Genomic DNA, 25,295 nt, shown 5'->3' with positions numbered 1-25,295 from the left:
AACCCGTCATCACTGTTCAGGAGTGCGTTCGTTGACTTCCTTGTCCTCTGCCCAGACTGCGCTCGCTGGACTCGCCGAGGTCGCCCTCGCAGACGCCGCGTTCACTCCAGTGATCGACTCGATCGGTGCGCCTGCCCTGGACATCGTGGCGCCGAAGCCGGCTCGACCATTCATCGCCGCTGCACTTGCCGCGCGCACTCCGGTGCTGCTGGTGACGGCCACCGGTCGCGAAGCCGACGATCTGACGTCAGAACTCACCGAGATGCTCGGTGGAGGCGTCGCGCAGTTCCCGTCGTGGGAAACATTGCCGCACGAGCGACTGTCGCCGAGCGCGGACACCGTCGGGCGACGGGTGGAGGTACTGCGCCGACTCGCCAGACCAGACGACGCCTCGTACGGCTCGCCTCTTCGGGTGATCGTGACCACGGTGCGCTCTCTCGTTCAGCCGATGGCGCCGGGTCTTGGCGAGATCGAGCCGATCACGTTGCGCGTCGGCACCGAGATCGATTTCGATTCTGTTCTGGTTCGCCTGGTGGAGATGGCGTACAGCCGTGTCGACATGGTGGGAAAGCGTGGTGAGTTCGCGGTCCGCGGCGGCATTCTCGACCTGTTCTCGCCGACGGCGGATCATCCGGTACGTATCGAATTCTGGGGTGACGAGGTATCGGAGCTTCGGTACTTCTCTGTCGCCGATCAGCGTTCGCTACCGGACGTCGACGTCGATTCCGTGATCGCGCCGCCGTGTCGTGAACTGATTCTGACAGCTGATGTTCGCGATCGAGCTGCGGCACTCGCTGCTGAGAATCAGGCTGACGCGTCGTTGGTCGAGATGCTGGACAAGATCTCGGCAGGCATCCCCGTCGAGGGGATGGAAGCTCTGCTCCCGGTTCTCAAACCCGGTGAACTGCAACTACTTTCCGATGTCCTTCCGGTAGGGGCACACATCCTTCTGTGCGATCCGGAGAAGGTGCGCACCCGCGCCACCGACCTGGTGCGCACCGGCCAGGAATTCTTGGAAGCATCGTGGACGGCGGCGTCGATCGGCGGCGCTGCACCGCTCGACACGTCGATCCTCAACGGCGGGGGAGTCGATCTCGGTGCCTCCGCATACCGGTCGCTTCGTCATGTTCGCGAATCTGCCGAAGCTGCCGGCCGTCCGTGGTGGACGGTCAGCCCGCTGGCGTCGGGAAATGGTGAAGAACTGGAAATCCCGGTTCAGGCGGCACCGCAGGTACGTGGTTCCGACGACCTGTTGGCCGAGCTGTTCGTCAGCCTCCGGGCACATGTGAGCACGGGCGGTCGCGCGGCGATCGTGGTGGCAGGCGCCGGCACAGCAAGCCGAGTCGTCGAGCGACTCGGTGAAGCCGAAGTGCCCGCCAAGATGCTCGATGGCGGAGCGACCCCTGCCCGCGGACAGGTCGCGGTGCTCCGCGGGTCTCTGCACGACGGACTGGTACTCGCCGGCGACGACTCGACGCCGGGGATGGTGATCGTCACCGAGTCCGATCTGACGGGCAACCGCGTTGCTGCGGTCGGCGACGGAAAGCGCTTGCCGGCCAAGCGCCGCAATCAGGTCGATCCCCTCGCGCTGTCTGCAGGGGACATGGTCGTGCACGATCAGCACGGTATCGGCCGGTTCGTCGAGATGGTCGAACGCACCATCGGCGGGGCGCGTCGTGAATACCTGGTCATCGAGTACGCGCCGAGCAAGCGTGGTCACCCGGGTGATCGTCTGTTCGTCCCGATGGAATCGCTCGATCAACTCTCCCGGTACGTCGGTGGAGAGTTGCCTGCGCTGAGCAAGCTCGGTGGATCCGACTGGGCAAACACCAAGCGTAAGGCCCGCAAGGCGGTTCGTGAGATCGCGGGTGAGTTGGTTCAGCTCTACGCTGCGCGTCAGGCGGCCCCGGGGCATGCGTTCGGCCCGGACACGCCGTGGCAGAAGGAACTCGAAGACGCATTCGCCTTCACCGAGACCATCGACCAGTTGACCGTCATCAGTGAGGTCAAGGCCGACATGGAGAAGCCGGTTCCGATGGACCGGGTGGTGATCGGTGACGTCGGGTACGGCAAGACGGAGATCGCCGTTCGTGCCGCGTTCAAGGCAGTCCAGGACGGCAAGCAGGTGGCGGTACTGGTCCCGACGACTCTGCTTGCACAGCAACATCTTCAGACGTTCACGGAACGAATGGCGTCGTTCCCGGTGAAGGTGCGAGGGCTGTCCCGTTTCACCGACGCCAAGGACTCGAAGGAAATCATCGCCGGCATGGCCGAAGGCGAGATCGACATCGTCGTCGGTACTCACCGGTTGCTGCAGACCGGTATTCGCTGGAAAGACCTCGGGCTTGTGATCGTCGACGAGGAACAGCGATTCGGAGTCGAGCACAAGGAACACATCAAGGCACTACGCACCCACGTCGACGTCCTGACGATGTCGGCTACCCCGATTCCTCGTACTCTCGAGATGAGCATGGCCGGGATCCGCGAGATGTCCACGATCCTCACACCACCGGAAGAACGTCATCCGATCCTCACTTACGTCGGCGCGTATGCGGACAAGCAGGTTGCCGCGGCCATCCGGCGTGAACTTCTGCGCGACGGTCAGGTCTTCTACGTACACAACCGTGTCAGCTCGATCGACAAGGCAGCCAAGAAGATCCGTGAACTCGTCCCGGAGGCTCGCGTCGTCGTCGCGCACGGTCAGATGAACGAGGACACTCTCGAAAAGACCGTGCAGGGCTTCTGGGAACGCGACTTCGACGTGTTGGTCTGTACCACGATCATCGAAACCGGTCTGGACATCTCGAACGCGAACACACTGATCGTCGAACGTGCGGACTCGCTTGGCCTCTCGCAGTTGCATCAGCTTCGCGGACGCGTCGGGCGTAGTCGTGAACGTGGATACGCATACTTCCTGTACCCGGCCGAAAAGCCGTTGACGGAAACGGCATACGACCGACTGGCAACGATTTCGCAGAATTCGGACCTCGGCGCCGGTATGGCAGTCGCGATGAAGGACCTCGAAATCCGTGGAGCCGGAAACGTTCTGGGCGCAGAGCAGTCCGGCCACGTCGCGGGCGTCGGGTTCGATCTGTATGTCAGGCTGGTCGGTGAGGCGGTCGAAGCCTTCCGGGCTGCAGCCGACGGCAAACCGATCACCATGGACGAGGGCACGAAGGAAGTCCGGATCGACCTACCGGTGGACGCGCACATCCCGCCCGACTATGTCACCAGTGACAGGCTCAGGTTGGAGGGGTACCGCAAGCTCGCTGCGGCAACTGATTCCGACGGCATCGCTGCCGTAGTCGAAGAACTGGTCGATCGCTACGGCCCACTGCCCGAAGAGGTTCGACGGCTGATCTCGGTGGCCAAGCTTCGACTGCTCTGCCGCGAGTACCAACTGGAGGAAGTCGCCGTCACCGGAACTCAGCTCAAGATCTCGCCGATGTCACTGCCCGATTCCAAACAGATCAGGCTCAAGAGGATCTATCCGAGCGCGCAGTACCGGGCAACGACCGGGCTCGTGCAACTCCCGCTGCCTCGCACCGGCGGAGTCGGCTCGGATCGCCTGCGGGACGTCGAACTACTTCAGTACATCGCGGACTTCATCCTGGCGATAGACGGGCGCGCCGCCGGTGCCGTCCTGGTCGAGGCGTGAGCACACGGTGAACGAATCGCCCGTCGTCGTACTGCTCGATCCTCTGCGGCCGCATGTCTTTCCGCTGGAGGCGCTCCCGTTCCTGTCCGGCGCGATCGATATCGACCCGGACGTTCCCGACTCGGTACGCGGCGCATTGCCGGCCACGACACCCGGCGCCGCGGTGACTGTGATGATGGACACCGCCGAGCCGAAGATCGAGGCGTTGTCTGCCGCTGGGGTAAAGATGATTCGCGCCGAACCCATTCACGGCGATCGACTGGTGGAAGCGGCGTCGATCATGGACCGGTTGTGGAATCGCGGCGGTTGGGAGTCGACCCAGACGCACGAGAGCCTGTCGGTTTACCTCGTCGAGGAGACCTATGAGGTACTCGACGCGATTCGAAGCGACGACGAGAGCGATCTCCGTGAGGAACTCGGCGATCTGTTGCTCCAGGTGTTGTTCCACTCGCGGATCGCTCAATCTCACGACGTTTTCGAATTGGACGACGTGGCCGGCGCATTGATCGCGAAACTTGTGCACCGCAGCCCGCACCTGGTCAGTTCCGGAGTGGTCGACATCGCTGAGCAAGAGCGGGCGTGGGACGCTTTGAAGGCTGCCGAGAAGGCGCGCGCGTCGTCCATGGACGGCATCGCTCGGTCGCAGCCGCCGTTGCTCCTCGCCGAAAAAGTACTGAGCCGGGCCACCAAAGCCGGTGTGATCGAAAGCGCCGACGAAGCTGATCTGGAAGCTTTGATCGAACAGTGCCGACGCGCCGACACTGCACTCCTGGGCGCCCTGGACATGCTGATCGCCGACATTCGGATTCGTGAGGGAAGACGTTTCCAAAACGTGGAGGATTAGCCCACTTTGACGTAATTGCCCGGTAATCATCTGGCAACCGGGAAATAGCCTGGACTCGGTGAGTGCAGTTGAAACAAACCTAAGGTATGTTTACGTACGAAATGAGCAACACTGGGTCGTTTTATCGCACGAAGTGGCCCTTGATCGGCAGTTATGTAGGGGGGTCCGATGACGGTTCGTTTCTGCACTGCGAGCAGCGAGGTACGGCAACCGGCGGGGTGTTGCCGTACCTGGAGGCTCGCAGTGGCTACCGATCAGCGATCCGCTGAATCCGTTCGACCCGCTGAAGTCATTCGAATGACTAGAAGGACTGATGGCAAATGAGCGTTCATGCTGAGGTGGAGAGCCGGTCGGCAGCATTGCAGGATTCCGCTCATGTCGGCACCGACTGGCGTCGGGCATACCGGAAGCGGATTGCCGTGAGCGATTCGATCACGGTTCTGTTCGTGATCGCGCTCGCACAGATCGGCAGCATGTGGCCGCATCCCATCGAGTGGCTGACACCACTCAAGGTGATTGCGTCTGCAGCGCTGGGAGGGCTGTGGATGATCGCGCTCGCACGCGGACGCAGCCGTCATCAGTCGATGCTGGGCGAGGGCAGCGACGAGTACGAGAAGGTGCTGCTCGCTACCGGCCAAGTCTTCGGAGTGGGCGCCTTGGCCGGGATCATTCTCGGCGTAGGAATCGCGCGTAGCTATCTCATGATCGCACTGCCCGTCGGGCTCGCTGCGCTGCTTCTCGGGCGCTACCTCTGGCGACGCGACATTCGAAAGAAGCGTGCGAGCGGGGAGTGCCGCAACTCGGTGCTGTTGGTCGGTGGACACGCGTCCGTCGTTGCTACTACGCGAGCCTTCGTGCGGGACTCCTCGGCAGGCTACGACGTTGTGGGAGCGTGTATTCCGCGTCGGGCGACCGCGCTGGACGATCACATCGTCGTCGACGGCGCAGCGGTCCCGGTATTGGGCAACGAGTTCGAGGTGGTCGAGGCGATGCGCGCAAGCGGCGCAGACACCGTCATCGTCACCGGAACCGAAGACCTCGGGCAGGTGGGCATACGCAAGCTGATGTGGGACCTCGAAGCCGAGGGCGTCGACATGGTGGTTTCACCGGTCGTAGCCGACGTGTCGAAGGCTCGCTTGATGTTTCGCCCGGCGGCAGGACTCCCGTTGATTCACGTTGCGCGACCGCGCTACCAGGGCGCCAACCGGCTTGCGCCCGCTGTTTTCGACGCGGTGTTCTCGATGCTGATGATCCTCCTCGTGGCGCCGGTCATGGTCGCCGCCGCCGCTGCGGTCAAGTTCACGTCGAAAGGCCCGGTGTTCTACAAGGCAGAACGCATCGGCCTCAACGGGAAACCGTTCCCTATGTTGAAGTTTCGTACCATGGTGGAAGGCGCCGATCAGCAGGTTGTCGATCTGATGGGGGACAACGAAGGCGCGGGAGGCGTGTTGTTCAAGATGCGGGAGGATCCACGAATCACGTCCGTCGGCAAGATCCTTCGTCGATTGAGCATCGACGAGCTACCACAGTTCTTCAACGTCATTCGCGGCGAGATGAGCGTTGTCGGTCCGCGGCCGCCGTTGCGGCGTGAGGTCGAGATGTACGACGACGAGGTTGCCCGACGCCTGCTGGTCAAGCCTGGTATCACCGGTCTCTGGCAGGTAAGTGGTCGCAGTGACCTCTCGTGGGAAGAATCTGTTCGACTGGACTCTTCCTACGTGGAGAATTGGTCTGCGGCGCAGAATATCTCGATCATCACCAAGACTGTATCCGCAGTGCTCAGGAGTGACGGAGCGTACTGACCGGCCAGAGGCGGTCAGCATTCCTGGAACTGGGCGCGAACATACCCGGCGGTTTGCCACACGTAGTTCGCGGCCCAGACCCAGACCGGAAGTGGTCGGGGGTCCGCGACTACGTCGATGTCACCGTCCCAGCAGCGGTTGATGATGTAGCGACTGCGAGAGACATGGGGAACGAAGGTCACAACGATGACGCGCTTCCATCCCTGTGCCTCTGCGCGACGCCGAATCTCCTGTCCTTCACCACGCGTGGTCGACGGATCTGGCTTGAAACAGCTGACCTCGAAGTCGTAGGTTCCCTCGCATATCGCGTTGATCTTCGGATCATTGCTTCGATACGGATTCGAAAAGATGATCTGGGGCGCGTAGCCCTGCTCGGCCAAGGACAGTCCGTACTCTTCTCTGCCGTCGTGATCACCGCCGAGAACAACTATCGCGTCGGCCATTTCGGGTGTGTCGATCACCGGATCGACGTAGACCGGCCAGCCGGCGGCAGTGATTGCAGTAAGTCCGCCGACAATCCCGCTGAGAACGAGTATGCGTCGACGGACCTTGGGGCGAGTGGATTTCACAATTACTTCCTGTAGTGCAGATGTGGGAGCCGCTCAGAGCCCGTACTGGGTTTCGAGCACCGCACGAACGGCAGGCATTCCTAGTCGTTCGCGAGCAACATTTCGCGCGCGGGCGCCCATCTCTGCTGCGACGACGGGATCCTTCAAGAGCGACGAGATCGCCGCAGTCAGTGACTCGGTGGCGTTGTCGATCACGAGGCCACAGCGACCGTCGCGAATCAGTGGTGCGAGGCCACACGTGTCGGTGACGACTACGGGCAGTCCAGCGGCCATCGCTTCGAGTACGGACATTGGGAACGGCTCGTTCACGGAGGGCAAGACGTATACCGCGGCTTGACGAAATCGTGCGGCAGACTTGTCGAACGGAAGTGGGCCTTCGTACCGGATGACACTGCTGTGCCCGGAGCGGTCGATCAGTCGGTTGACGGCTTCTGCTTCGCCCTCATCCGGTCCGACTATCGAAAAGTGCGCCGTGTGTCCGCTGTCCAACAACTCTTTTGCGGCTTCGACGAAGACCTGGGGTCGCTTTCTTGCCTGTAATCGTGCGAGGTACAGGACCTCGGGCGGGTCGCATCTGTCCACAGGCGGCGACTCGAGGTCTTCCGCCTCCGGAATCCCGTTGTTGAGTTCCACCAAGTTGAGGCGACCGTCTCCGACAACGGACTGCAGGTCTGCATGTTCTCGTTCGGTGAGATAGAACACTGTCCGTGCGCGTTTGAGGACCGGGATCGTGAGAGCAGCGTCCAACGGTCTTGCCAGCAGCTTGTCTGTTTCGTCGATCATCCCGTGAGTCTGTGCGAAAACTGGAATGCCGTATGCAAGAGCCAACTTGGCGGCAGGAAGGGTCACCAGGTCGCGCGCGAGATGAATGTGCACGACGTCGAATTCTCGGATGTGCTTGCGAAGCCACACAAGCATCGACGGCGCGCCGATTCCCGCGTACCCGATCTTGGGGATCACGGTTCGCGCCGGAAACAATTTCAGAGCGATACCCTGCTCGCGTGTCGGGGGCACCGCGTACCCACGCTCACCTGCGACGATAGTTACGTCATGGCCATTGTCCTGCAATGCTTTCGACTGATTGAGGGCGACCCGGATAGGCCCTCCGTAAGCGGCGTCCGGTGAGAAGAGAGTGACGATCTGCAGTATCTTCATCGTGCAGTGCCGGCCCGTGGCGCCAACATCGTGGTTCCGGCGGAAACATCGGACGTCACCAAAGCCGTCGCGCCGACGATTGCGTGGTCCCCGATCGTTACACCTCGGAGTATCGTCGCGCGGGCGGCGATCCATGCCTGGTCGCCGATGACGATGGGGGCATTGTCGAACTCGAATGTGGGACTTCGGTGATCATGACTGCCCGTACACAGGAGGACATCCTGCGAGATAGCCGTGTTCGCCCCTATCGCGACGGGTTCGAGATTGAGTATCCAGGTTCCCTCGCCGATCCACGAGTCTGCTCCGACCGTGAGCTTCCACGGCCAGTGGATACGGACGCGGTGCCGAATCAGGACCCCGTCGGCGATGTCTGCACCGAACCGCCGGAGAACTGCAACGCGTATCCCGTTGGGGCACCACCAATGAGAAAGCAGTACACCGGAAATCACGAGCCAGGAGATTTGAACCAGCGGACCGCGTCCCTTGTCGTATCCGGCACCGGTGAATCCGGACAGAGTGCGGATTGTGCTCACAGTCGGACCGCTGCAGACGAGTCCCGTACGTGCTCGCGATACCAGGCAACGGTCGACTCGATGCCCTCGCGGGTTGTGATCTGTGGTTGCCAACCGGTGGCCATCAGTGTGGACACGTCGAGTAGTTTGCGCGGTGCACCATCGGGCTTGCTTGTGTCCCAGTCTATTCGGCCTTCGTATCCGACTGCTTCGGCCACAATGTTTGCGAGATCTTTGATGGTTTCGTCGTGACCGGTACCGACGTTGATGTGTCCGGACTCGTCGAAGGTGTCGAGTAGGTGAAGGAGTGCGTCGGCCAAGTCGTCCACGTGGAGGAATTCTCGACGTGGGCTCCCAGAACCCCAGTTCGTGACGGATTCAACTCCATCCTTCTTGGCTTGGTCGAGACGGCGGATCATCGCAGGAAGTACGTGCGAAACATTCTCCGAGAAGTTGTCGCCGGGTCCGTACAGGCTTGTCGGCATCGCCGAGATCCAGGGCAACCCGAACTGCCTGCGAACGGCCTGGACCTGGATGATTCCCGCAATCTTGGCGATCGCATATGCGTCGTTGGTCGGTTCGAGATGGCCGTTCAGTAATTGATCTTCGGTGATCGGCTGTGGTGCCAGGCGCGGGTAGATGCACGAGGACCCGAGGAACAGCAATCGACGCACGCCGTGCCGCAGCGCTGCGTCGAGCACGTTGGTCTGGATCTGGAGGTTGTCGGAGATGAAGTCGACCGGATATGTGTTGTTCGCGACGATTCCCCCGACCTTCGCGGCAGCCAAGACAACGCACGACGGTGTGGTGGCTTCGAAGAAGGCGAACACGTCTGCGCGGTTTCGCAGATCGAGTTCGGCAGATGTGCGGCCGATCAGGTCGGTGAAGCCACTCTGCTCGAGCTTGCGCCACAGCGCGGATCCCACTAGCCCCTTGTGTCCGGCGATGTATGTCGGGGCGCTGCGATCAAGAGGTGCAATCGATTTCGTCGTGATCATGAGAGCGAGATCTTCCAATCAGGGAGATGTGGCGTGTCGATCCACGGTGTGCCGGCATGTGCCAATGCTGCGATGTCGGCGTCCATCATGATTCGAGCCAATTCTGGGGTCTGTACTGTCGCTTTCCAGCCCAATTTGTCCTCGGCTTTGCCTGCGTCGCCGACCAGAGCGTCCACCTCTGTCGGGCGAAGGTAACGAGGATCGAATTTGACGTACTTCTGCCAGTCGAGACCAACGTGTTCGAATGAGGCCACGACAAAATCCTGGACCGTGAAGTTTCCTCCAGTGGCCAACACGTAGTCATCTGGTTCGTCGACTTGAAGCATCCGCCACATACCCTCGACGTACTCGGGTGCGTAGCCCCAGTCCCTTACCGCGTCCAAATTGCCCAGGTACAGCGAATCTTCGATCCCGGCCTGGATCCGTGCGACTGCACGCGTGATCTTTCTCGTGACGAATGTTTCACCGCGGCGGGGTGACTCGTGATTGAAGAGGATCCCGTTCACTGCGTGAATTCCGTAGGCCTCGCGATAGTTCCTGGTGACCCAATACGAGTACACCTTTGCGGCACCGTACGGCGACCGAGGATAGAACGGAGTGTCCTCGTGCTGTGGAGGCGGACTGGCTCCGAACATTTCCGAACTCGAAGCCTGGTAGAAGCGACACTGCAATCCCGTCATGCGGACTGCTTCGAGCAAACGAATAGACCCGATTCCGGTTGTGTTGCCGGTGTGTTCGGGCTCGTCGAAGCTGACCCGCACGTGCGACTGCGCAGCGAGGTTGTACACCTCGTCTGGTGCGATCTTCGACAAGAGCGTGACGAGTCGTGCGCCGTCGGACAGGTCACCGTAGTGCAAGAACAGCCGTGCGCCCTGTTCGTGAGGGTCCTGATAGAGGTGATCGATGCGTGACGTGTTGAAAGTTGATGCGCGTCTGATCAATCCATGTACTTCATAACCTTTGGCCAACAACAGTTCTGCCAGATAGGAACCGTCCTGTCCGGTGATCCCTGTGATGAGTGCGCGTTTGGTCATCGAGCGTCAGCTGCCTTGTCTGTGTTCGTCGTCTTCGGATCCGAGTCGAGATGTGCGTCGAGATGTGTGACGTGTTGTTCCGAGTGGCTCGCGTGCTGACTCCGGCCGGCCACCAGGTCGCGGATCCACTGTTCGCATTTGTCGATGGACGCGGTTTTACCGACCGCGGTAGCGCAGTACCGGACCCCGGCGGCGCCAAGCCTGGCGGAGGTCTCCGCGTCGCCCGCGAGTTGTAGGGCCGCGGTGAGCAGGCCGGCGGGATCGCCGTTCTGCGTGACGACGCCGGCACCGGAAGCACGGATCTCGTCAGCAGTCGTGGATGCCACGTCGGTCGCGGCGACGATCGGGGTACCGCTGCTGAAGTACGACGTCAACTTGCTCGGCACTGCCATCCCGACGATTCCGGGTGCCTCGTTGACCAGTAGAACGTCAGCGGCGGCCATGGCAGTACGGAAGTCCTGGTCGTCGAGTGGACGGACGAAGTCGATTCGATTGACTCCCACTGCCGCGGCTTCGAGGTTCGGTCGCTGATTGCCGTCGCCGACCAGAACGAATCGGATGGGCAGATTCTGCTCGTCGGCGAGTCGAGCCGCCTCCACCACATTCTCCAAACCTTGCTTCACGCCCATGTTTCCGGTGTGCAGAACTATGGTTTCGTCGGGCGACCACCCGAATCTGGTGCGTGCGGCGGTGAGATCGTCCACATCGATCGGTGCCACATGCGTCCAGTTCCGAACGACGGTGACTCGTTCGCGTGGGACGTGAAGTTCGTTGACGACGTGGTCGACGAAACGGTCATGGACGACGGCGATTCCGTCGGCGGACTTCACGACAGCCGCCTCGAGCTTCGACGTTGCGCGGGCACTGCGGCCTGTCATCGCGCCGGTCTCCACGACGCCTTGTCCGTACAAGTCGTGGACCCAGACCCCGATGGCCGGACGTTTGGGCGTCAGCCGAGCACGTCCGAGGACCATCGCAGTGGCCAGCAATGCCGGACTGGTACACACGATCACATCAGGTGTGTTCCACCCGGAGCTGGCGGCACGTGCGCCGAAACTCAGCTCCATTTTGATTCGTCCCAATGCGTTCGGTGGGTTCGGCACGAAGTGGCGGCGTCGGTGAACATGAACGCCGTTCACGACCTCGTCTATCGACCGTCCCTGATACGAAGCGTCGATTTCCCATGCCGGATAGTGCGGGTACCCGGTGACAACGTGCACCTCGTGTCCGCGCTCACCGAGCGATTCGGCAAGGTCCGTCATGTACGGAGCTATCCCCGTGGTTTCCGGCGCGTAGTTGATGCCGAGGATTGTGATGTTCAGCGAGCCGACAGTGGCACTTGTCGGTAACTCGGGAATCGCCGAATCGTCGACAGGGTGCTCGTGCATCTGGTCGGTCTGTGTACTGATGACGAACCTCCGGTTGGGAAAATGCGCGTTAAACAGTCAAACGGTTTTATTCAAGCTATTTAAGCGCCAGTAGGGCGGTTTATCAACCTGGTCAGCTGGATGGACTCGACAAAATGGGCGAATCGCTCTGGTGGATTCCGACATGCAACCGTCTGGACGACTGATTTAGCCGAAAAATAACTGGATGGATGTGATTCTGGTGATAGTTGCGTCGAGGTGGGTGGTGTGCGTCCGGGCGGGTCCAGATTCTGCGCTCTCGCACCATGTGCAATTCTGTGCTCATGCAATGGTCTGCGTGAATGTTCGATCGCACTTTGACCGTCTTGCGGTTTGTTGTGTATTCAGCGGCAGAGGGGAAATGATGAGGTCTGATCCGTGGGGGAACATCTACTGCTGCAATACTCAGCAGGCGTTTGCGACAGTTGTACCGTCAGTAGTCGACGACGCGATTTCGGTGTGGATCAGCAATGTTTTCGATCCCGCGGACGACATCCGTGTGCGCGTCGTGCTGGTGCGCCGAGTCGATGAATCCGAAATCGAACCCGAGCATCTGGTGCTCGACGACGTGGCAGGCGATCTCCCCGACGAGTTCGACACCGTCGATGTCGACGAATTCAACAAGGTCTTCGTGAGTTTCTTCCACAACAGTCGCCTCGTCGACCCGTCGACAATCGTGTTGGTTGTAAGTGCCGGAATGCTCGGACTGATCTACTCGCACCGATTCGGTGACGAGACCGTGTTCATGCCGAAGTCGGAACGACTCTTTCTGGCATTGAGTGGGTTGAGTCCTGACTATGCGCCCGATCGTCAGGACCGGCGGCCGTTGACTGCGCGCAGGATCGTCGAGGGCGGACTTCGGATGTCCGTCGCTCGTCCCAAAGCATCTTTCGGCGCGATACGGCAGATTGTCGCTATGCGGAAGGAGGTTCCGCGTCCTGTTGCTCGCCCGGACGAGTCGGGCATTGATGCATTGGATTCGCGCGCGTGGTGGTATTTCGCCCGGCTCGAGGGCAGTACTGATCGCAAATTGCCGTCGGTCTACTTCTACTGCGCACTACTCGCCGCGTTGCGACGTGGGGCTCACGAGAGTCATCACGTGGTGGCGGACCTTCGCTCGTATTCCCCGGTTCTCGGGCTCACCGATGGGAATGCGTTCAGTCACATACCATTTCGGGCCGATTGGTCGGTCGATGACCCTGCGGACGTAGCGCGTGAACTGTCGTCGCGAATTCGGTCGGGTGAGGCGCTGATCCGTCGATCAGTAGGCGAGGTGGTTGCGCGCACAGCTGACTACAGGCACGGATCCAGCGGTGGGTCCGGCGAAGGTGACGAGATTGTGGAACAGCCTCTGACCACCAGTATGTCGTGTTTTCGTCTCCCAGCCGATCGACCGTATGCGAAGCTGGATGGCCGACTCGTGTACTCCGGTGGCATGCAGACCTACGCCCCGAACGCGCTGTCGATCAACATTCGGGCGACTGGGAACGTCTCCGATTGCACGTTCAGTCATTCCGGTGGACATGTCGCGAAGGCCTCACTGATGGCGGCGGTGAAGACTGCCGCTGGCCTGTCGGGTGCCGACGTCACGATGGAAACAGGATTTTACTTCGGCGAGCGATAGCGGAAACCTGCGTCCCACGGTGCGTCTGCAGGCGCTTCGTACTCCTCGGCTACTTCGCAGTAAACAATCCTATAGACTGTTTTGAGTGAACTGAGCCGACCGATGGTTTCAAATTGATCTAGGTCTTGAAATCTCGGTCGCGGAACATCGAAGTCTTGGAATGCGGCGAGCGCAAGGGGGGAGGTGAGAGACGTGGCGGGTCTCAAACTGCGCGTGCTGTTCAGCGCGGGTGATCAGGTGCTGTCCAGTGTCAGCAACGCGTTGATTCTGTTCGCGATGGCAGGCCCGTCGTCCGTGAGTGAGTTCGGTCTGGCGATCCTCGTTTTCTCCATCCTCACGGCTGCGCTCGGATTCGTTCGAGGCGCAGTGGGCACACCGCTGCTGTTGATGAGTGCATACAGCCGCAACAGGATTCGCACGGAGAGCAGACATGCGATCTCGGGTGCGGCCTTCTTCGGAATCGTAGTCGGGATCGTTGCCCTCGGAGTCTCTGTTTTCCTGCACGAACCGCAGGTGGGGATTGCATACGCCGTCGCCGCACCGGTTGTCCTCGCGCAGGATGCCTTGCGGTTCACCGCGATGTCGATGGGAGAACCGGAACATGCGTTCTTCAGCGACGCGTTGTGGGCCAGTGTGGCGTTCGGTGTGCTTGTCGTAACTTGGCTTCGACCAGAGGCACTTTCGATCGCTGAGATGATCTGGCTGTGGTCCCTCGCCGGAGCGCTTGCACTCGTTTACCTGATGATTCGCGTACAGACGCTACCGCGACTGACTGGTCTGTATCGCTGGTGGACGTCGTTCTGGACCCATCGAATCCGGTTCGGATTCGAGAGCGGTATCGACCAACTGGCCGCAATCGTGATCGTCGCGGTGTCCACAGCCTTCATCGGAACGGTGGCTGCCGCGTCTTTGCGCGGAGCAGTGACCGTTCTGGGTCCGTTCGCCGTGCTGATCAGTTCGCTACCACTGATCGTCATTCCCGAATCCGTTCGGGCCGGCCACACCGCGCGCCAGGTGTGGAGCACACTGCGCTATGCAGCGTGGCTCACATCCGCGATGGCGGCAACGATCGGATTTGCCGCTCCCTTCCTTCCAGATGCACTCGGCCGGGTCGTTCTCGGAGAGTCCTGGGCCGAGGCGCGCCATGTCCTGCCGTTTCTCGGACTCGAGTACGCGGCGATCTGTTGGATAGCGGGCGTTTACAATCTTTACCGCACTCAAGGAGCCAGTGGACGACTGCTCAAACTGCGAATCGTCCAGAGTCTCACGGCAATTGTCATCTGCAGTGCGGCTGCAGCCCTCACTGGAACCGCGGTCGGAGTCGCGATCGGACTGGCGCTCTCATCCATCTTGGTCGCAGTCTGCCTGGTGGTTGCTGCCCAACGGAAGCACTCTGGCCGCGAAAGCCCTGCGATCGTGCCGTCCACTGTTGATCGTTCCGAACCCGGCGACCTGCGCCGAACACGAACAGGCGCACTGGCCGGGACGACCACGTGAAAACAATTTCCAGCGGGCGGACAAAGCCTCACGAGTTCGCGGAATTCGACGTCAGTCGGCGAGACTCGTTGATGCCACCACTGATTGCGATCTGGACCGCGGTGATCATGGTGATCATCGTGCCTTTCGCAGTCGTCGAGTTCACTCCGACACCCCCAGGGCGCGTGTGGATGGCGGTACTTGCCGTCACCACGATTTCGGGATTGCGCTACGCGTGGATTGTCGGCGAGGGCTTTCGTCGGCTCGTCGAGATGTCGTTCTGGGTCTTCACCTATGTCTTCATGGGTCTTGCCCCACTTGCTCAGCTCCGCCTGCGAGAGATTCCTCCTACGACGCCGCGAGTGGATCCGTCCCTCAACTCGACGGCGGTCTCGATCGTCCTTCTGGGGATCGTCGGCTTCCTGGTGGGATTAGTGTTCTCCGGTGCGGTCTGGCGTCGAATCAGAGACACGCGATGGGGAAACGCCACGAGCGTGCGTGTGGATCCCGTTCGGGTTTTGATTCTTGCCGGTTGCGCCCTGGTCGCCAACGCGTACTACATCAAGAAACTCGGTGTAGGGACGCTTCTGTCGAGCCGAAGTGCCGTGGTGGAGCAGGCGAGTGCTTCGCTGGGGCAATCCACGGTCGCCAGCATCATCGGCGCCGTCGCGATGATGTCCTTGCTCGTCGCATTCATCGCGGTGGTCAAATACCGTGATCAGAATCCCGGAGCGGATCGTCTGTTTCTTCTCTGCGCCATCGTGCTCGGAGCCGTGTTGTTGTTGACGTTCAATCCGATCTCGAGTGCGAGGTATCTGTTCGGTACTGCAGCACTCGCCGTGGCGGCACTTTTCGGACTCTTCGCGACCCGCGTTCGATTCCGTGTGGTTGCCCTGCTTGCCGTGGCGGCACTTGTCCTGGTCTTTCCGCTCGCCGATGCGTTCAGGTACAGCACGTCGGCACAGTTCAAGACAAGCTCGCCTCTCGAATCGCTCACGTCTCCGGACTACGATGCATTTGCGCAGGTCAACAACACCGTCAACTTTGTGAATACGCACGGGGTTACCGATGGCAAGCAGGCACTCGGAGTTGTTCTTTTCTGGATTCCGCGGACCATCTGGCCCGGCAAAGCTACGGACACGGGCATCCTGCTCGCGGAGAGCCGCAACTACACGGTCAAGAACCTTTCTGCGCCGTTGTGGTCCGAGTTGTTCGTCAACGGTGGGTGGATCGCGTTGATAGCCGGAATGGTTGCTCTGGGCCTGATCGCAGGGATTCAGGACAGAAGAATCGAAATGTCGCTGCGCCAGTCCAGGGCGCCGACGATTCTTGCCTGCATCCTGCCCTTCTACCTGATCATTCTTCTCAGAGGGTCACTGCTGCAAGCGATGTCGTACTTCCTCGTCATCATCGGCTGTGCATTCTTCGTCTCACGACGGGAGGCGACTCGATGACTCGGACGAGCCGATTCTCGTCGAGAATCTCTGCCCGTCGCCCGCTGGAACTCGTGGGTCTTGCTCTACTGGTGGTATTGGTCGTCTGTGCGACGACGCTGGCCGTGCGTCAGAATTCGGCTGCCGAAAACGGCCGGTCCGCCCTCACCTCAGCGACCACGGTTCCTCAGTTGCCGCCGGACACAGCGCCGGCATCGATGTGGTTCGGCGACAGCTTCACTGCGGGCATCAACGGAATCGGGCTCGGGGCGTACCCGAGAATCATCTGCGTCCGGATGGGGTGGGACTGCAATGTCGATGCACAGGGAAGCACCGGTTTCGCCAACGACGGCGCACCGGAGTATCAGGGAACTACAACACGATTCGCGAATCGACTACCGGTGTCGATCGAGCGGTATCGAGCGGACATCATTTTCGTGGACGGTGGGCGAAACGATCTGCACATGAGTCCGATGGATTTGTTTCCCGTCATGACGTCGTACATCGACGCCGTCCGGGATGCATGGCCGGATGCGCGTCTGGTGATCATCGTGCCGACATACGTCACACCAGTGCCGTACGAAGGATACGAGCAATTCGTGTCAGCGCTGCGAAGTTACGGGGAATCGGTTGCCGCGACCGTGATCGATCCCGTTGCAGACGGTTGGTACGCCGACGTCGTCCTCGAATCACTGAAATTCGAGGACGGTGTACATCCGAATGCAGTGGGGAATGCAGTGATTGCTCAGAAGCTGGTGGAATCGCTGACTGCCTCCGGTGTGATTCGCGACGGCGCGCCCAATGGTGGGATTCTCCGATGAACCCGTCCCGTTTCTTCGAAGTCCTTCGTGACAGGTGGATTGTCGTCGGCATCTCGACAGTGCTCGGCCTGCTGGTAGGCGTTCTGTTGACAATGCTCACTCCGACCACTTTCAAGTCCTCGACCGAACTCTTTCTCACCACGCCAGGGTGGGGAACACCGACCACTCTGGGCAATGCCGATTCGAGCCCTTTCCAAGGTGACGAGTTCTCGCAGCAACGAGCCGGTACGTACACGCGTCTGGCGGAAGGTGCCGACTTCTCGGCCCGTGTCGCAAGTCGTCTGGGCGAGAGTGGTCTTCGTGACGTCGAGAGCATTTCGGTTCGCGTTGTGCCCGACACCGTGTTGCTCGAAATCTCTGGGACCGCCGACAGTGCAGATCGGGCGCTGCAACTGACGAACGCGGCTTCGGATGAGATGAACGAGACGATCCGGCGGCTCGAGACGCCGAGTGGGACTTTGATCCCGACGGTTCAGCCGCTGACTGTCGTCACGGCGTCAGCACCGACGAGCCCGTCTGGCCCGCAGACGATTCCGAACCTTCTTCTGGGGTTGGTCGTCGGATCGATGGTTGGAGTGACTGGTGTGATCTTGGCTGCTGCGAGGTCGAGAGCAGTTCAGGGTGTCGACGAATTGGCGGCCTGGACGGGTCTACCTGTGCTCGAGTCCATCCCGTACCTCGGTGACAGGGGACTGTCCGCCGAGGAAGGTGCTCAGTCGGCATCGAGAAGTTCTTTCGAGAGACTGCAGTTCAACCGAGATCTCATCGGGTCAGGCACGCCGGCATCACCTGTGCTCGTGACCGCTGCCGACGAGGGGGAGATCAGCAGGTTCGCAGCTGGCGGTATCGCCGATGCTGCTTGCGCTCTGGGGTATTCGGTGGTTCTCGTCGACTGCAACTTCCGATCCTCGCGTGCTCATATCGAGTTGGGGGTCACCGACATCGTCATGTCGGACAGCGTCCTCGACGATGTTCTGATCTCGACACCGCTGCAGCCGACTCTCCTCCGGAGCGGTTCGCCGACCGAAACTCCCGAGCGAGTCTTCGAGTCGGAGTCGTTCGGACGCATGTTGCGAGATCTGAGTGCCAGGTTCGACGTTGTGGTTGTCTTCGACTCCGGCGGGACGCAGTACGCTGACTCGAGCCGATTGGCCAAGGTGTGTCGTTCGATAATCCTTGTCGTTCAGTCTCATTCGACGAACAGGCAGGACTTGATGACGAAGATTCACGATCTGGAAATCGCAGGTGCGAAAATCGAAGGTTCGGTCCTCCTGACCACCACACGCCGAGGGCGGCGAGGGGCAGTGTTGCCCGGCGGTCGGCCCGAAACAACTGACTCGGTGGCAAGTCACACGCCACGGCGCGACGGAGACACACGCACACAGCGGTCTCCAAGAAAGGCGAACACATGAATGCACTCAGCTCTGCCGCGCGAATCCTGAGGCGGGGGTGGGCAGTACCTGTCTTCGCGATGTTCGGCTTGATCCTCGGTGCTTTCATGGCCATTTCGAGTCCGTCTTCGTACACGTCGACAACTGTGCTGTTCATCGGCTCGCCGATCAGCGCCGACTCGGCCGGTGCCTATCAGGGCGATCTGTTTTCTCAACAACGAGCGGCGACCTATGCCCAATTGTTTTCGAGCGACGATCTCGCGGTCAAGGTGATCGACGACCTGGGTCTTCCAATGAGCGGACACGAGTTGGCCTCGCAGGTCTCGGCGGCAGCAGTGGAGAAAACTGTGCTCTTGCAGGTCTCTGTCACGGATTCGACGGCCGAAGGATCGGCTGGTATCGCCAATGCGTATGCGAAGAATTTTGCACAATATGTCGGGCAGTTGGAGACCCCTAACGGTGGTGGACGTCCGAATACGTCTGTCCAGGTGGTCACCGAGGCGAACGCTGAAGATGCCAGTGGGGGTTCGAATCTCGTGATGACGTCCCTGTTCGGCCTCGTCGGTGGCCTGGTCGTCGGCGTCGGCGTCCGGGTGCTCCTCGGGCGGCTCGATCGATCCGTTCGAAGCGCTTCCATGCTCTCGGCCGTTGCGGGTGTACCGATTTTGGCGACAGTTCCGGAATCGGCTTCGCGGGGATCTCACGCGTTGACATTCCCCGCCGACGGCGCGACCGCCTATGCCGAGTCGATACGCAAGCTCAGGACAGGTATCGAGTTCGCCGGCCCGAGTGCCGACGCGATCCGTTCGGTCCTTATCGCCTCGCCTCGGTACTCGGAGCCTGCGGGGTGCATCGCAGCCGATCTCGCGGTTGTCCTGTCCGAAGCGGGACGTCGAGTACTGTTGGTGGACGGTGACTTGAGGTCGCCGAGCTTGGATTCATACTTGGGGATGAAACCGGCAGCCGGCTTTTCCGACGTTCTTGCCGGCGCAATTCCGCTCGTGGACGCGCTCGTTCAGGTACCTGGTCGCTCATTGACCCTGCTGCCCGCCGGCTCGATACGATCCGATTCCGGTGACGCCATCGCATCGGTCTCAGCACGCGAGGTGCTTTTGGAGGTCACCGAGAATTTCGAGTACACGATCGTCGTGGGCCCACCTTTATCGCTCTATACCGATTCGACTGTGATCGGCTCAGTCGTCGACGGTGTGGTTCTTGTTTCAACACAGAGTATTTCGTCGGTGGACGAGGTGGAAGGGGCAGTGGCCACTCTGCGCGCTACCGGCGCGAACTTGTTGGGTGCTGTGCTGACGGGTGCCGGACGTAGTGGCTCGGTCAAGGGCCGCAGCCGAGTGAGCGTGGTCGACAAGCCTTCGCCGAGCGAGCCTCCGGTTAATGATGCATCGAATGAACGAGTCGGCGCGTGGCCCCCCGTCGAACGGGGAGCCGCTGCGCATTCGGTCCATACAGAACCGGGCATGGGCTCGACCGGGAAGAATGAAGTGGACAAGCATGATTCGGCCGATTCCGGTGAATCTATTGCCGACGGTGTGCGAATCGATTTCGACGAATGGGAGCCGGCAGAGACCGAAGAGCGCTACACGCGGAGTGATCTGGACAGTCCCACGGTGGCGATCCCGCGCTCGATGCTCCGGACGAAAGTCGCGCCGAAGGTAAACCGGTCGAGCGACGAGTTGCCGACCGATGAGCGGCAGGTAAGATCACCTGGTGAAAGCGGCGATTCCGATTCCATGTCGAGTCACCCCACGCAAGCTTCGGATTCTGTGCAGCAGAATTGAATTGGAATTCGATTTCCAGGTTCGGGATGTCAACTCACCGGACATTGCGTCGTAAGGCCGTGTGTGAGAAGGGGTGGCTGATTCGGTGAACGCCGATGCTCGAAAACGGAAACGGGTGAGTATCGAAGGTTCGCGGGGCAGGAAATTTCGTGCAGTTGCAATCGGCATTGCGCTGGTGTCGTCAGCGCTTCTCGTAGCGTCCGGCCTCAGGCTCTCTGGTGGGGTGGACCCAAACGCGAGGGTTGACGTGGCGGTGTCATCACATCCCGCCGTCGAGCTTCCGGACAACGGACAGTCGACCGGCAAAATGGTCTTTGCGCACTACTTCCCGCCGTATCCCCTTTCGATCGACAACCTACCGTCGGGCGAAGACTATTACGCCACTCAGTATCTCAATCCGAACGGTGAACGAGGTTCATACGCCGCATTCGGAGGGTTTCTTCGAGACCGGCCGCAACCACGGCCCGTTTCAGCTGACCCACAGTGGAGGCAGCGAGATCTCGAAGATGAAGTGCGGCAGGCAATCGACGCAGGAATCAGTGGGTTCTCGGTTGACATTCTGACGAAGTCGTCGAACCCGTTGTGGTCTTCGTCCGTTCCGTCCGAACTTCTCGCTGCTTCGGCTGCGGTTGATCCTGCGTTCGAAATAATGCTGATGCCGGATATGAACGGCGAACTCGGCACATTGGACCCCGCGAATCTGGCAGGCGAGTTGTCGCAGTACGCGTCATCGCCGTCGGTTTTTCGATTGACGGACAACCGGGTGGTGATTTCGCCGTTTCTTGCCGAGAAACACGACCCGGCGTGGTGGTCGCAGTTTCTCGAAATCATGAAGGCCCGCTACGGGATCGAGGTGGCCTTCGTTCCACTCTTCCTGAACTCCACCACGAATATGGATTCATTCGCGTCGATAAGCTACGGAATGTCGACGTGGGGTGGACGTAACCCTTCCTTCAATCCAGTGACGGACACCGGGATCGGCTCGCCACTGGATCAGGTGAACCGAGCGCACGCTCTCGGCAAGATATGGATGCAGTCGGTCTCGTTCCAGGATGCGCGTCCCAGCCAATCGGTTTTCGACGAAGCGCAGAACACTGGGAATCTCCGAAACACCTGGCAGATTGCGCGCGAATCGGATAGCGAATGGGTGCAACTAATTTCGTGGAACGACTACAGCGAAGGTACGGCGTTTGCACCGAGCGAGGGGCACGGTCGTGCGCTGCTCGATCTGAACGCATATTTTGTCGACTGGTTCAAGACCGGAACGGCACCGGCGATTACACGTGATATCGCGTACGTCACCTATCGGAACCAGCTGTCGTCCGCGCAACCCGCACTACCCTCGGTATCGCCGATGATTCTGCGTGCGGGGTCGTCCCCGGTTCGCGACACGATCGAGGTTTTGACCTTCTTGGTCGATGGTGCCGAAGTGAAAGTTACGGTCGGCGGTACGACGACCACGTGCAGGGCCGATACAGGGATGGACATCTGCACGGTTCCATCGGCAGTCGGCGCCGTCTCGGTCAGCGTGGTTCGGAACGGGACGGAAGTGTCTTCGGCGAAGACACATGCCGACGTCGCATCCACTCCTGCGGTTCAGAACATGGAGTACCTGGTCGATTCGAGTTTTCGACGATAGTCAGCAGTCCGACGGCGGTGGCTCGCCTCTGAAGCGCGCTTGGAGCCAGACTGCGGTCTCGGACCCCGGATCCAGATTGTTGTGAGTTTGGCCTGCCCTGACGATGTGCTGCACCGAATCGCCGAACGCACAGGCATTGTCGACGGCCTCTTGCACCCACTGCGGGCGGATCGTCTGATCAGCGTCGCCGTTGATGACCAGGAGTGGTCCTCCGGCCGGACGCTGCGGAAGGGCGATCGATGTGAGCCAGTCGCGCAGGACTGCTCCGGCCTCGTCGGAGCTCGGCAGGGTATCGGCGGGATTCAGTCGTGATGCTTGTTCGCCGCGTTCTTTCAACGCCGGGCCCGCACATGCCAACCACATCTCAGAGTTACTCGACAGCGCACCGTGTAGGTAGTTGCCTGGATCGGTGCCGGGTCGAGCGACGGTCAGCCCAGATACTACGTACGACATCATGATCTGCTGTTCATGCGTCAGCCACTGCGACTGGGCCAAGTCGGCGAGCTTGGAAAGATCTGCGGCCGGAGCCAGCGCTACCGATCCGACAAAATTCAATTCGGGCGCGTAGAAACCGGACAACTCTGCCGCCGCCCATGTGGCTTGCCCACCGATCGACACGCCGAGTCCTGCCCATTTCCCGGACGTGTCCGGGACCATTTCTCGCGCCGCGCGAACTCCGTCGATCAGGTTGAACGCGCTGGTGTTCGGATCGAGGTACGGGGTGATGCCGCCTGCCGGACCCAACCCTTGGTAGTCGGTCATGACTGCCACGAATCCCAGTTTCATCAAAGGGACGATCGTACTCGCGTAGCCCAGGAGATCCGGGTGCATCGAAGGTCCGCACTCCGCAGTCACTCCCGTTGTGCCGTGACCGACGGTGACAACAGACCGCCCGCCGGGTGGTGGATCGCCTTCCGGAACGAAGACGACTCCAGAGACGATCGTTGAGCTTCCGTCCGTGCCTGAGGTTGATCGGTACGTGATCTGGTGGGCAGTCGCGCCCACGCCGGTTATCAGTGGATCGACGTTGTCGAACGCGGACGTGCTTTCGAGTTTGCCTCTGGCCGCGACGGCGTCGGCGCTGATCGAAGGAAGAGGTGCGGACGTCGGAGCCGGTTCGGCGGGCGCTGTGTCGGAAGCGCAACCGGTCAGAAGCGCCGCGGTTGTCGCTGCAACGACTACGAATACGTAGGACGACGTTCGAATTCCGTCCCGGGTAGACGTGCGCATCATGCTCCGAGTCCCTCCTTGTCGTGCTTCGACACGGCGAGTCTTCGGTCTCCGAACGCATCGAGTGCAGAGGCAACTATCAACCGGCCGACGCGTTCTCGAGAACTGCGATGGAACAGATTGTGATCACCGGAGCCTGAGAACAAGACGTGCGGGGGATTCTTCGACCTCGAAAGACGCGTGACACCTTGTCTGCCTCTGTTCGCCTCGAACCACGCTTCGTCTTCAGGCGCGAGGGACACTGCGGTCTTCGTCCCGCGGCGGGTCAAGGTGCGAAGCATCGACTCAGGGGCGTTGACCAGTCCGAGGAAGCCGAGACCGAGCCACACGGGGTAAGGCACGTACCGCTGGGCTCGTCGTCCGGCGTTGCGAATTGTTCTGGCCACGACGAAAATTCGGTTTGCAACGTCAGACTCCATTGCATCGACATGTGCTTTCTTCACTGGTGGTCGTCGATTGTTGATCGACCAATTCACGATGTTGAGAAGCACCACGGACCGTGCGCCGCGCTGGCTTGCCACGTAGGCACCCATCCATGCGCCGGAACACATTCCGACGTGCATCCGGCGGGACGGCGGTACGTCGAGGGTGTCAATCAGATCCAACACATTGCGGCGCGCTTCCGGAGACACGATGGGGGTGTTCTCGTCGGTGAGGACAGTTCCGCTGTCTCCTGTGCCCATCCTGTCGAAGCGAACCGAGCGGATGCCGTGCGCTGCGAGAGTTCGAGCGGACTCGACCCACAGCCTGGCCGGCCCGATCCGGTGTTCGTTCGCGGTGCTGTGAAAGACCGCAGTGGCAGCGTGACTTCTAGTCGTGCGGGAGGCGGTGGAGATTGCAAAGAGTGATCCGGTGGACCGTCTTTCCAAGGTTTCCCAGACTTCTTCGCCGTCGTCAGCCGTCGCGACATGCGCCGCCGACGTGATCTCTGGATCGACGACAGTCTTGTCCTCGCCGAATTGACGTGACACCCAACTCGAAATCTGTTTGATGTCGTGCGTTGGCACCGAGAGTACGAAACTGCTGGGGGATACGAACTGATTCTGGCGTTCGACGAACATGCGTTCTGCGCCGGATCGCTCGAGCATCCGAACAGTGCGGGGCGAAGCAGCGAATTCAGGGCGAATCGCGGCGAGGACCTTCGTCGAGGAACCCGGATCGAAGGTGCTGAGGTCGAGTCCGGAAAGGTCTTTCACCGCAGCGGAATCAAGCACGCCGCCGACGATGGATGTGCAATCGTCGTGGTGAGGGTTGTCGTCGACCGAAACGCGGTACAGCGAAGTCAGTTCGCGAACGTAGGACCGACCGGATATGACCGGATCCCACAAGACCATCGCATGTAGGTCGCCAAGCGTATCGACGGTGGCCGCCGCGATCAGTGCCCCTGCGCGCAAACCTGTGACGGCAACGGACTCGATGCCCGCGCGCCGCGCGTACGCAACGGCTGCCGCAACGCTGGCTTGCCATTGCGCAACTGCGAGCGGGTCATCCTGGCAGCCGGATGAATCACCCTGTCCTGCATAGTCGAAACGAAGCGCGAGGAATCCGTACTCGGCAAGTTCTTGGGCGAGTTGGCGTAGTCCCCGGTAAGCGCTGATATGTTCCTTCGCAAGGGGTGGACATATGACGACGGCGCCGCGCACGGCACCATCCGAAGGCAGGTGAAGCGAGGCGAACAGAGCCCTATCGCCTGGGCCTGGAATCCACGTGTCAATCGTGCGAATCCCGGTCGGTGTCTGGCGGTGGCGGAAGTGTCGAGGGGTGGTCTCCAGCGGGGTGAGATGAGGGACGTGTAGTGCGGACATCGCGCTTGTCATGTTGGCCATCGACTTGTTCAAGGACCTCTCCACACATTGATTCAGCCTGCCAGTTTCGCGTAGTTCTCCGGTTTCCCGAGGATCCGG

At 60.7% G+C, this 25,295-nt stretch carries 18 protein-coding genes; 10 read left to right on the top strand and 8 right to left on the bottom strand.

Going from position 1 to position 25,295, the window contains the following annotated elements:
* Positions 1-31 precede the first annotated feature (31 nt).
* The 3 genes from mfd to GJB56_RS13980 all read left to right on the top strand — a co-directional run bounded on the left by mfd (position 32) and on the right by GJB56_RS13980 (position 6,304).
* Positions 32-3,658 carry a transcription-repair coupling factor gene (mfd, locus tag GJB56_RS13990; RefSeq protein ID WP_031331022.1) on the top strand — a complete coding sequence of 1,209 codons (3,627 nt, stop codon included), beginning with the start codon at positions 32-34 and terminating at the stop codon, positions 3,656-3,658.
* A 7-nt stretch (positions 3,659-3,665) separates the two neighbouring features.
* Positions 3,666-4,502, top strand: coding sequence for a MazG family protein (locus GJB56_RS13985; protein WP_019744645.1), 837 nt, complete (start codon positions 3,666-3,668; stop codon positions 4,500-4,502).
* Between the two features lie 320 nt (positions 4,503-4,822).
* Complete coding sequence (locus GJB56_RS13980; RefSeq protein WP_113683191.1) at positions 4,823-6,304, top strand: sugar transferase; 1,482 nt, start codon at positions 4,823-4,825, stop codon at positions 6,302-6,304.
* 14 nt (positions 6,305-6,318) lie between these two features.
* Here the strand turns inward: GJB56_RS13980 and GJB56_RS13975 are convergent, their stop codons facing one another.
* Genes GJB56_RS13975 through GJB56_RS13950 form a run of 6 tightly spaced genes read right to left on the bottom strand, consistent with a single transcriptional unit; the run spans position 6,319 to position 11,960 of the window.
* The gene (locus tag GJB56_RS13975) at positions 6,319-6,873 is read right to left on the bottom strand and encodes a YdcF family protein (protein ID WP_029255883.1); all 555 of its coding nucleotides are present in this window, start codon (positions 6,871-6,873) and stop codon (positions 6,319-6,321) included.
* A gap of 33 nt (positions 6,874-6,906) precedes the next feature.
* Positions 6,907-8,028 (bottom strand): glycosyltransferase, encoded by a 1,122-nt coding sequence (locus GJB56_RS13970; protein ID WP_029255882.1) that lies wholly within the window; start codon positions 8,026-8,028, stop codon positions 6,907-6,909.
* A complete protein-coding gene (locus tag GJB56_RS13965) occupies positions 8,025-8,561 on the bottom strand; it encodes a putative colanic acid biosynthesis acetyltransferase (RefSeq protein WP_113683190.1) in 537 nt (178 codons plus the stop codon). Before GJB56_RS13965 ends, GJB56_RS13970 begins: the two co-directional genes overlap by 4 nt.
* Positions 8,558-9,538: a GDP-L-fucose synthase family protein gene (locus GJB56_RS13960; RefSeq protein WP_113683335.1), complete on the bottom strand. Its 981-nt coding sequence runs from the start codon at positions 9,536-9,538 to the stop codon at positions 8,558-8,560. The genes GJB56_RS13965 and GJB56_RS13960 overlap by 4 nt, the downstream gene beginning before the upstream one ends.
* On the bottom strand, positions 9,535-10,572 hold the full coding sequence (gene gmd, locus GJB56_RS13955) for a GDP-mannose 4,6-dehydratase (protein WP_113683189.1): 1,038 nt from the start codon (positions 10,570-10,572) through the stop codon (positions 9,535-9,537). The genes GJB56_RS13960 and gmd overlap by 4 nt, the downstream gene beginning before the upstream one ends.
* A complete protein-coding gene (locus GJB56_RS13950) occupies positions 10,569-11,960 on the bottom strand; it encodes a glycosyltransferase family 4 protein (protein ID WP_223257898.1) in 1,392 nt (463 codons plus the stop codon). The genes gmd and GJB56_RS13950 overlap by 4 nt, the downstream gene beginning before the upstream one ends.
* A 382-nt stretch (positions 11,961-12,342) precedes the next feature.
* Here GJB56_RS13950 and GJB56_RS13945 point away from each other — a divergent pair, with 382 nt between their 5' ends.
* From GJB56_RS13945 to GJB56_RS13915, 7 genes are all read left to right on the top strand, one after another.
* Complete coding sequence (locus GJB56_RS13945; RefSeq protein ID WP_133727854.1) at positions 12,343-13,602, top strand: hypothetical protein; 1,260 nt, start codon at positions 12,343-12,345, stop codon at positions 13,600-13,602.
* A gap of 192 nt (positions 13,603-13,794) precedes the next feature.
* On the top strand, positions 13,795-15,099 hold the full coding sequence (locus tag GJB56_RS13940; protein ID WP_154606686.1) for a hypothetical protein: 1,305 nt from the start codon (positions 13,795-13,797) through the stop codon (positions 15,097-15,099).
* Positions 15,096-16,532 carry a hypothetical protein gene (locus tag GJB56_RS13935; RefSeq protein ID WP_029255875.1) on the top strand — a complete coding sequence of 479 codons (1,437 nt, stop codon included), beginning with the start codon at positions 15,096-15,098 and terminating at the stop codon, positions 16,530-16,532. The genes GJB56_RS13940 and GJB56_RS13935 overlap by 4 nt, the downstream gene beginning before the upstream one ends.
* A complete protein-coding gene (locus GJB56_RS13930; RefSeq protein WP_113683187.1) occupies positions 16,529-17,332 on the top strand; it encodes an SGNH/GDSL hydrolase family protein in 804 nt (267 codons plus the stop codon). Before GJB56_RS13935 ends, GJB56_RS13930 begins: the two co-directional genes overlap by 4 nt.
* Positions 17,329-18,744: a hypothetical protein gene (locus GJB56_RS13925; RefSeq protein ID WP_113683186.1), complete on the top strand. Its 1,416-nt coding sequence runs from the start codon at positions 17,329-17,331 to the stop codon at positions 18,742-18,744. The genes GJB56_RS13930 and GJB56_RS13925 overlap by 4 nt, the downstream gene beginning before the upstream one ends.
* Entirely contained in the window at positions 18,741-20,522 is a 1,782-nt protein-coding gene (locus tag GJB56_RS13920; protein ID WP_113683185.1) for a polysaccharide biosynthesis tyrosine autokinase, read from the top strand. Before GJB56_RS13925 ends, GJB56_RS13920 begins: the two co-directional genes overlap by 4 nt.
* Positions 20,523-20,775: 253 nt before the next feature.
* Complete coding sequence (locus GJB56_RS13915) at positions 20,776-22,161, top strand: glycoside hydrolase family 71 protein (RefSeq protein ID WP_230091193.1); 1,386 nt, start codon at positions 20,776-20,778, stop codon at positions 22,159-22,161.
* Here the strand turns inward: GJB56_RS13915 and GJB56_RS13910 are convergent, their stop codons facing one another.
* Together GJB56_RS13910 and GJB56_RS13905 are read right to left on the bottom strand one after the other, a co-directional pair.
* Positions 22,162-23,394 carry a lipase family protein gene (locus GJB56_RS13910; RefSeq protein WP_113683183.1) on the bottom strand — a complete coding sequence of 411 codons (1,233 nt, stop codon included), beginning with the start codon at positions 23,392-23,394 and terminating at the stop codon, positions 22,162-22,164.
* Positions 23,391-25,229 (bottom strand): serine aminopeptidase domain-containing protein, encoded by a 1,839-nt coding sequence (locus GJB56_RS13905; RefSeq protein WP_162793421.1) that lies wholly within the window; start codon positions 25,227-25,229, stop codon positions 23,391-23,393. The genes GJB56_RS13910 and GJB56_RS13905 overlap by 4 nt, the downstream gene beginning before the upstream one ends.
* Between the last annotated feature and the right edge of the window lie 66 nt (positions 25,230-25,295).

This window comes from Rhodococcus sp. AQ5-07 (genome assembly GCF_009707305.1).
GTDB classification, from domain to species: domain Bacteria; phylum Actinomycetota; class Actinomycetes; order Mycobacteriales; family Mycobacteriaceae; genus Rhodococcus_F; species Rhodococcus_F erythropolis.
This window is presented reverse-complemented; position numbering and strand designations above follow the sequence as displayed.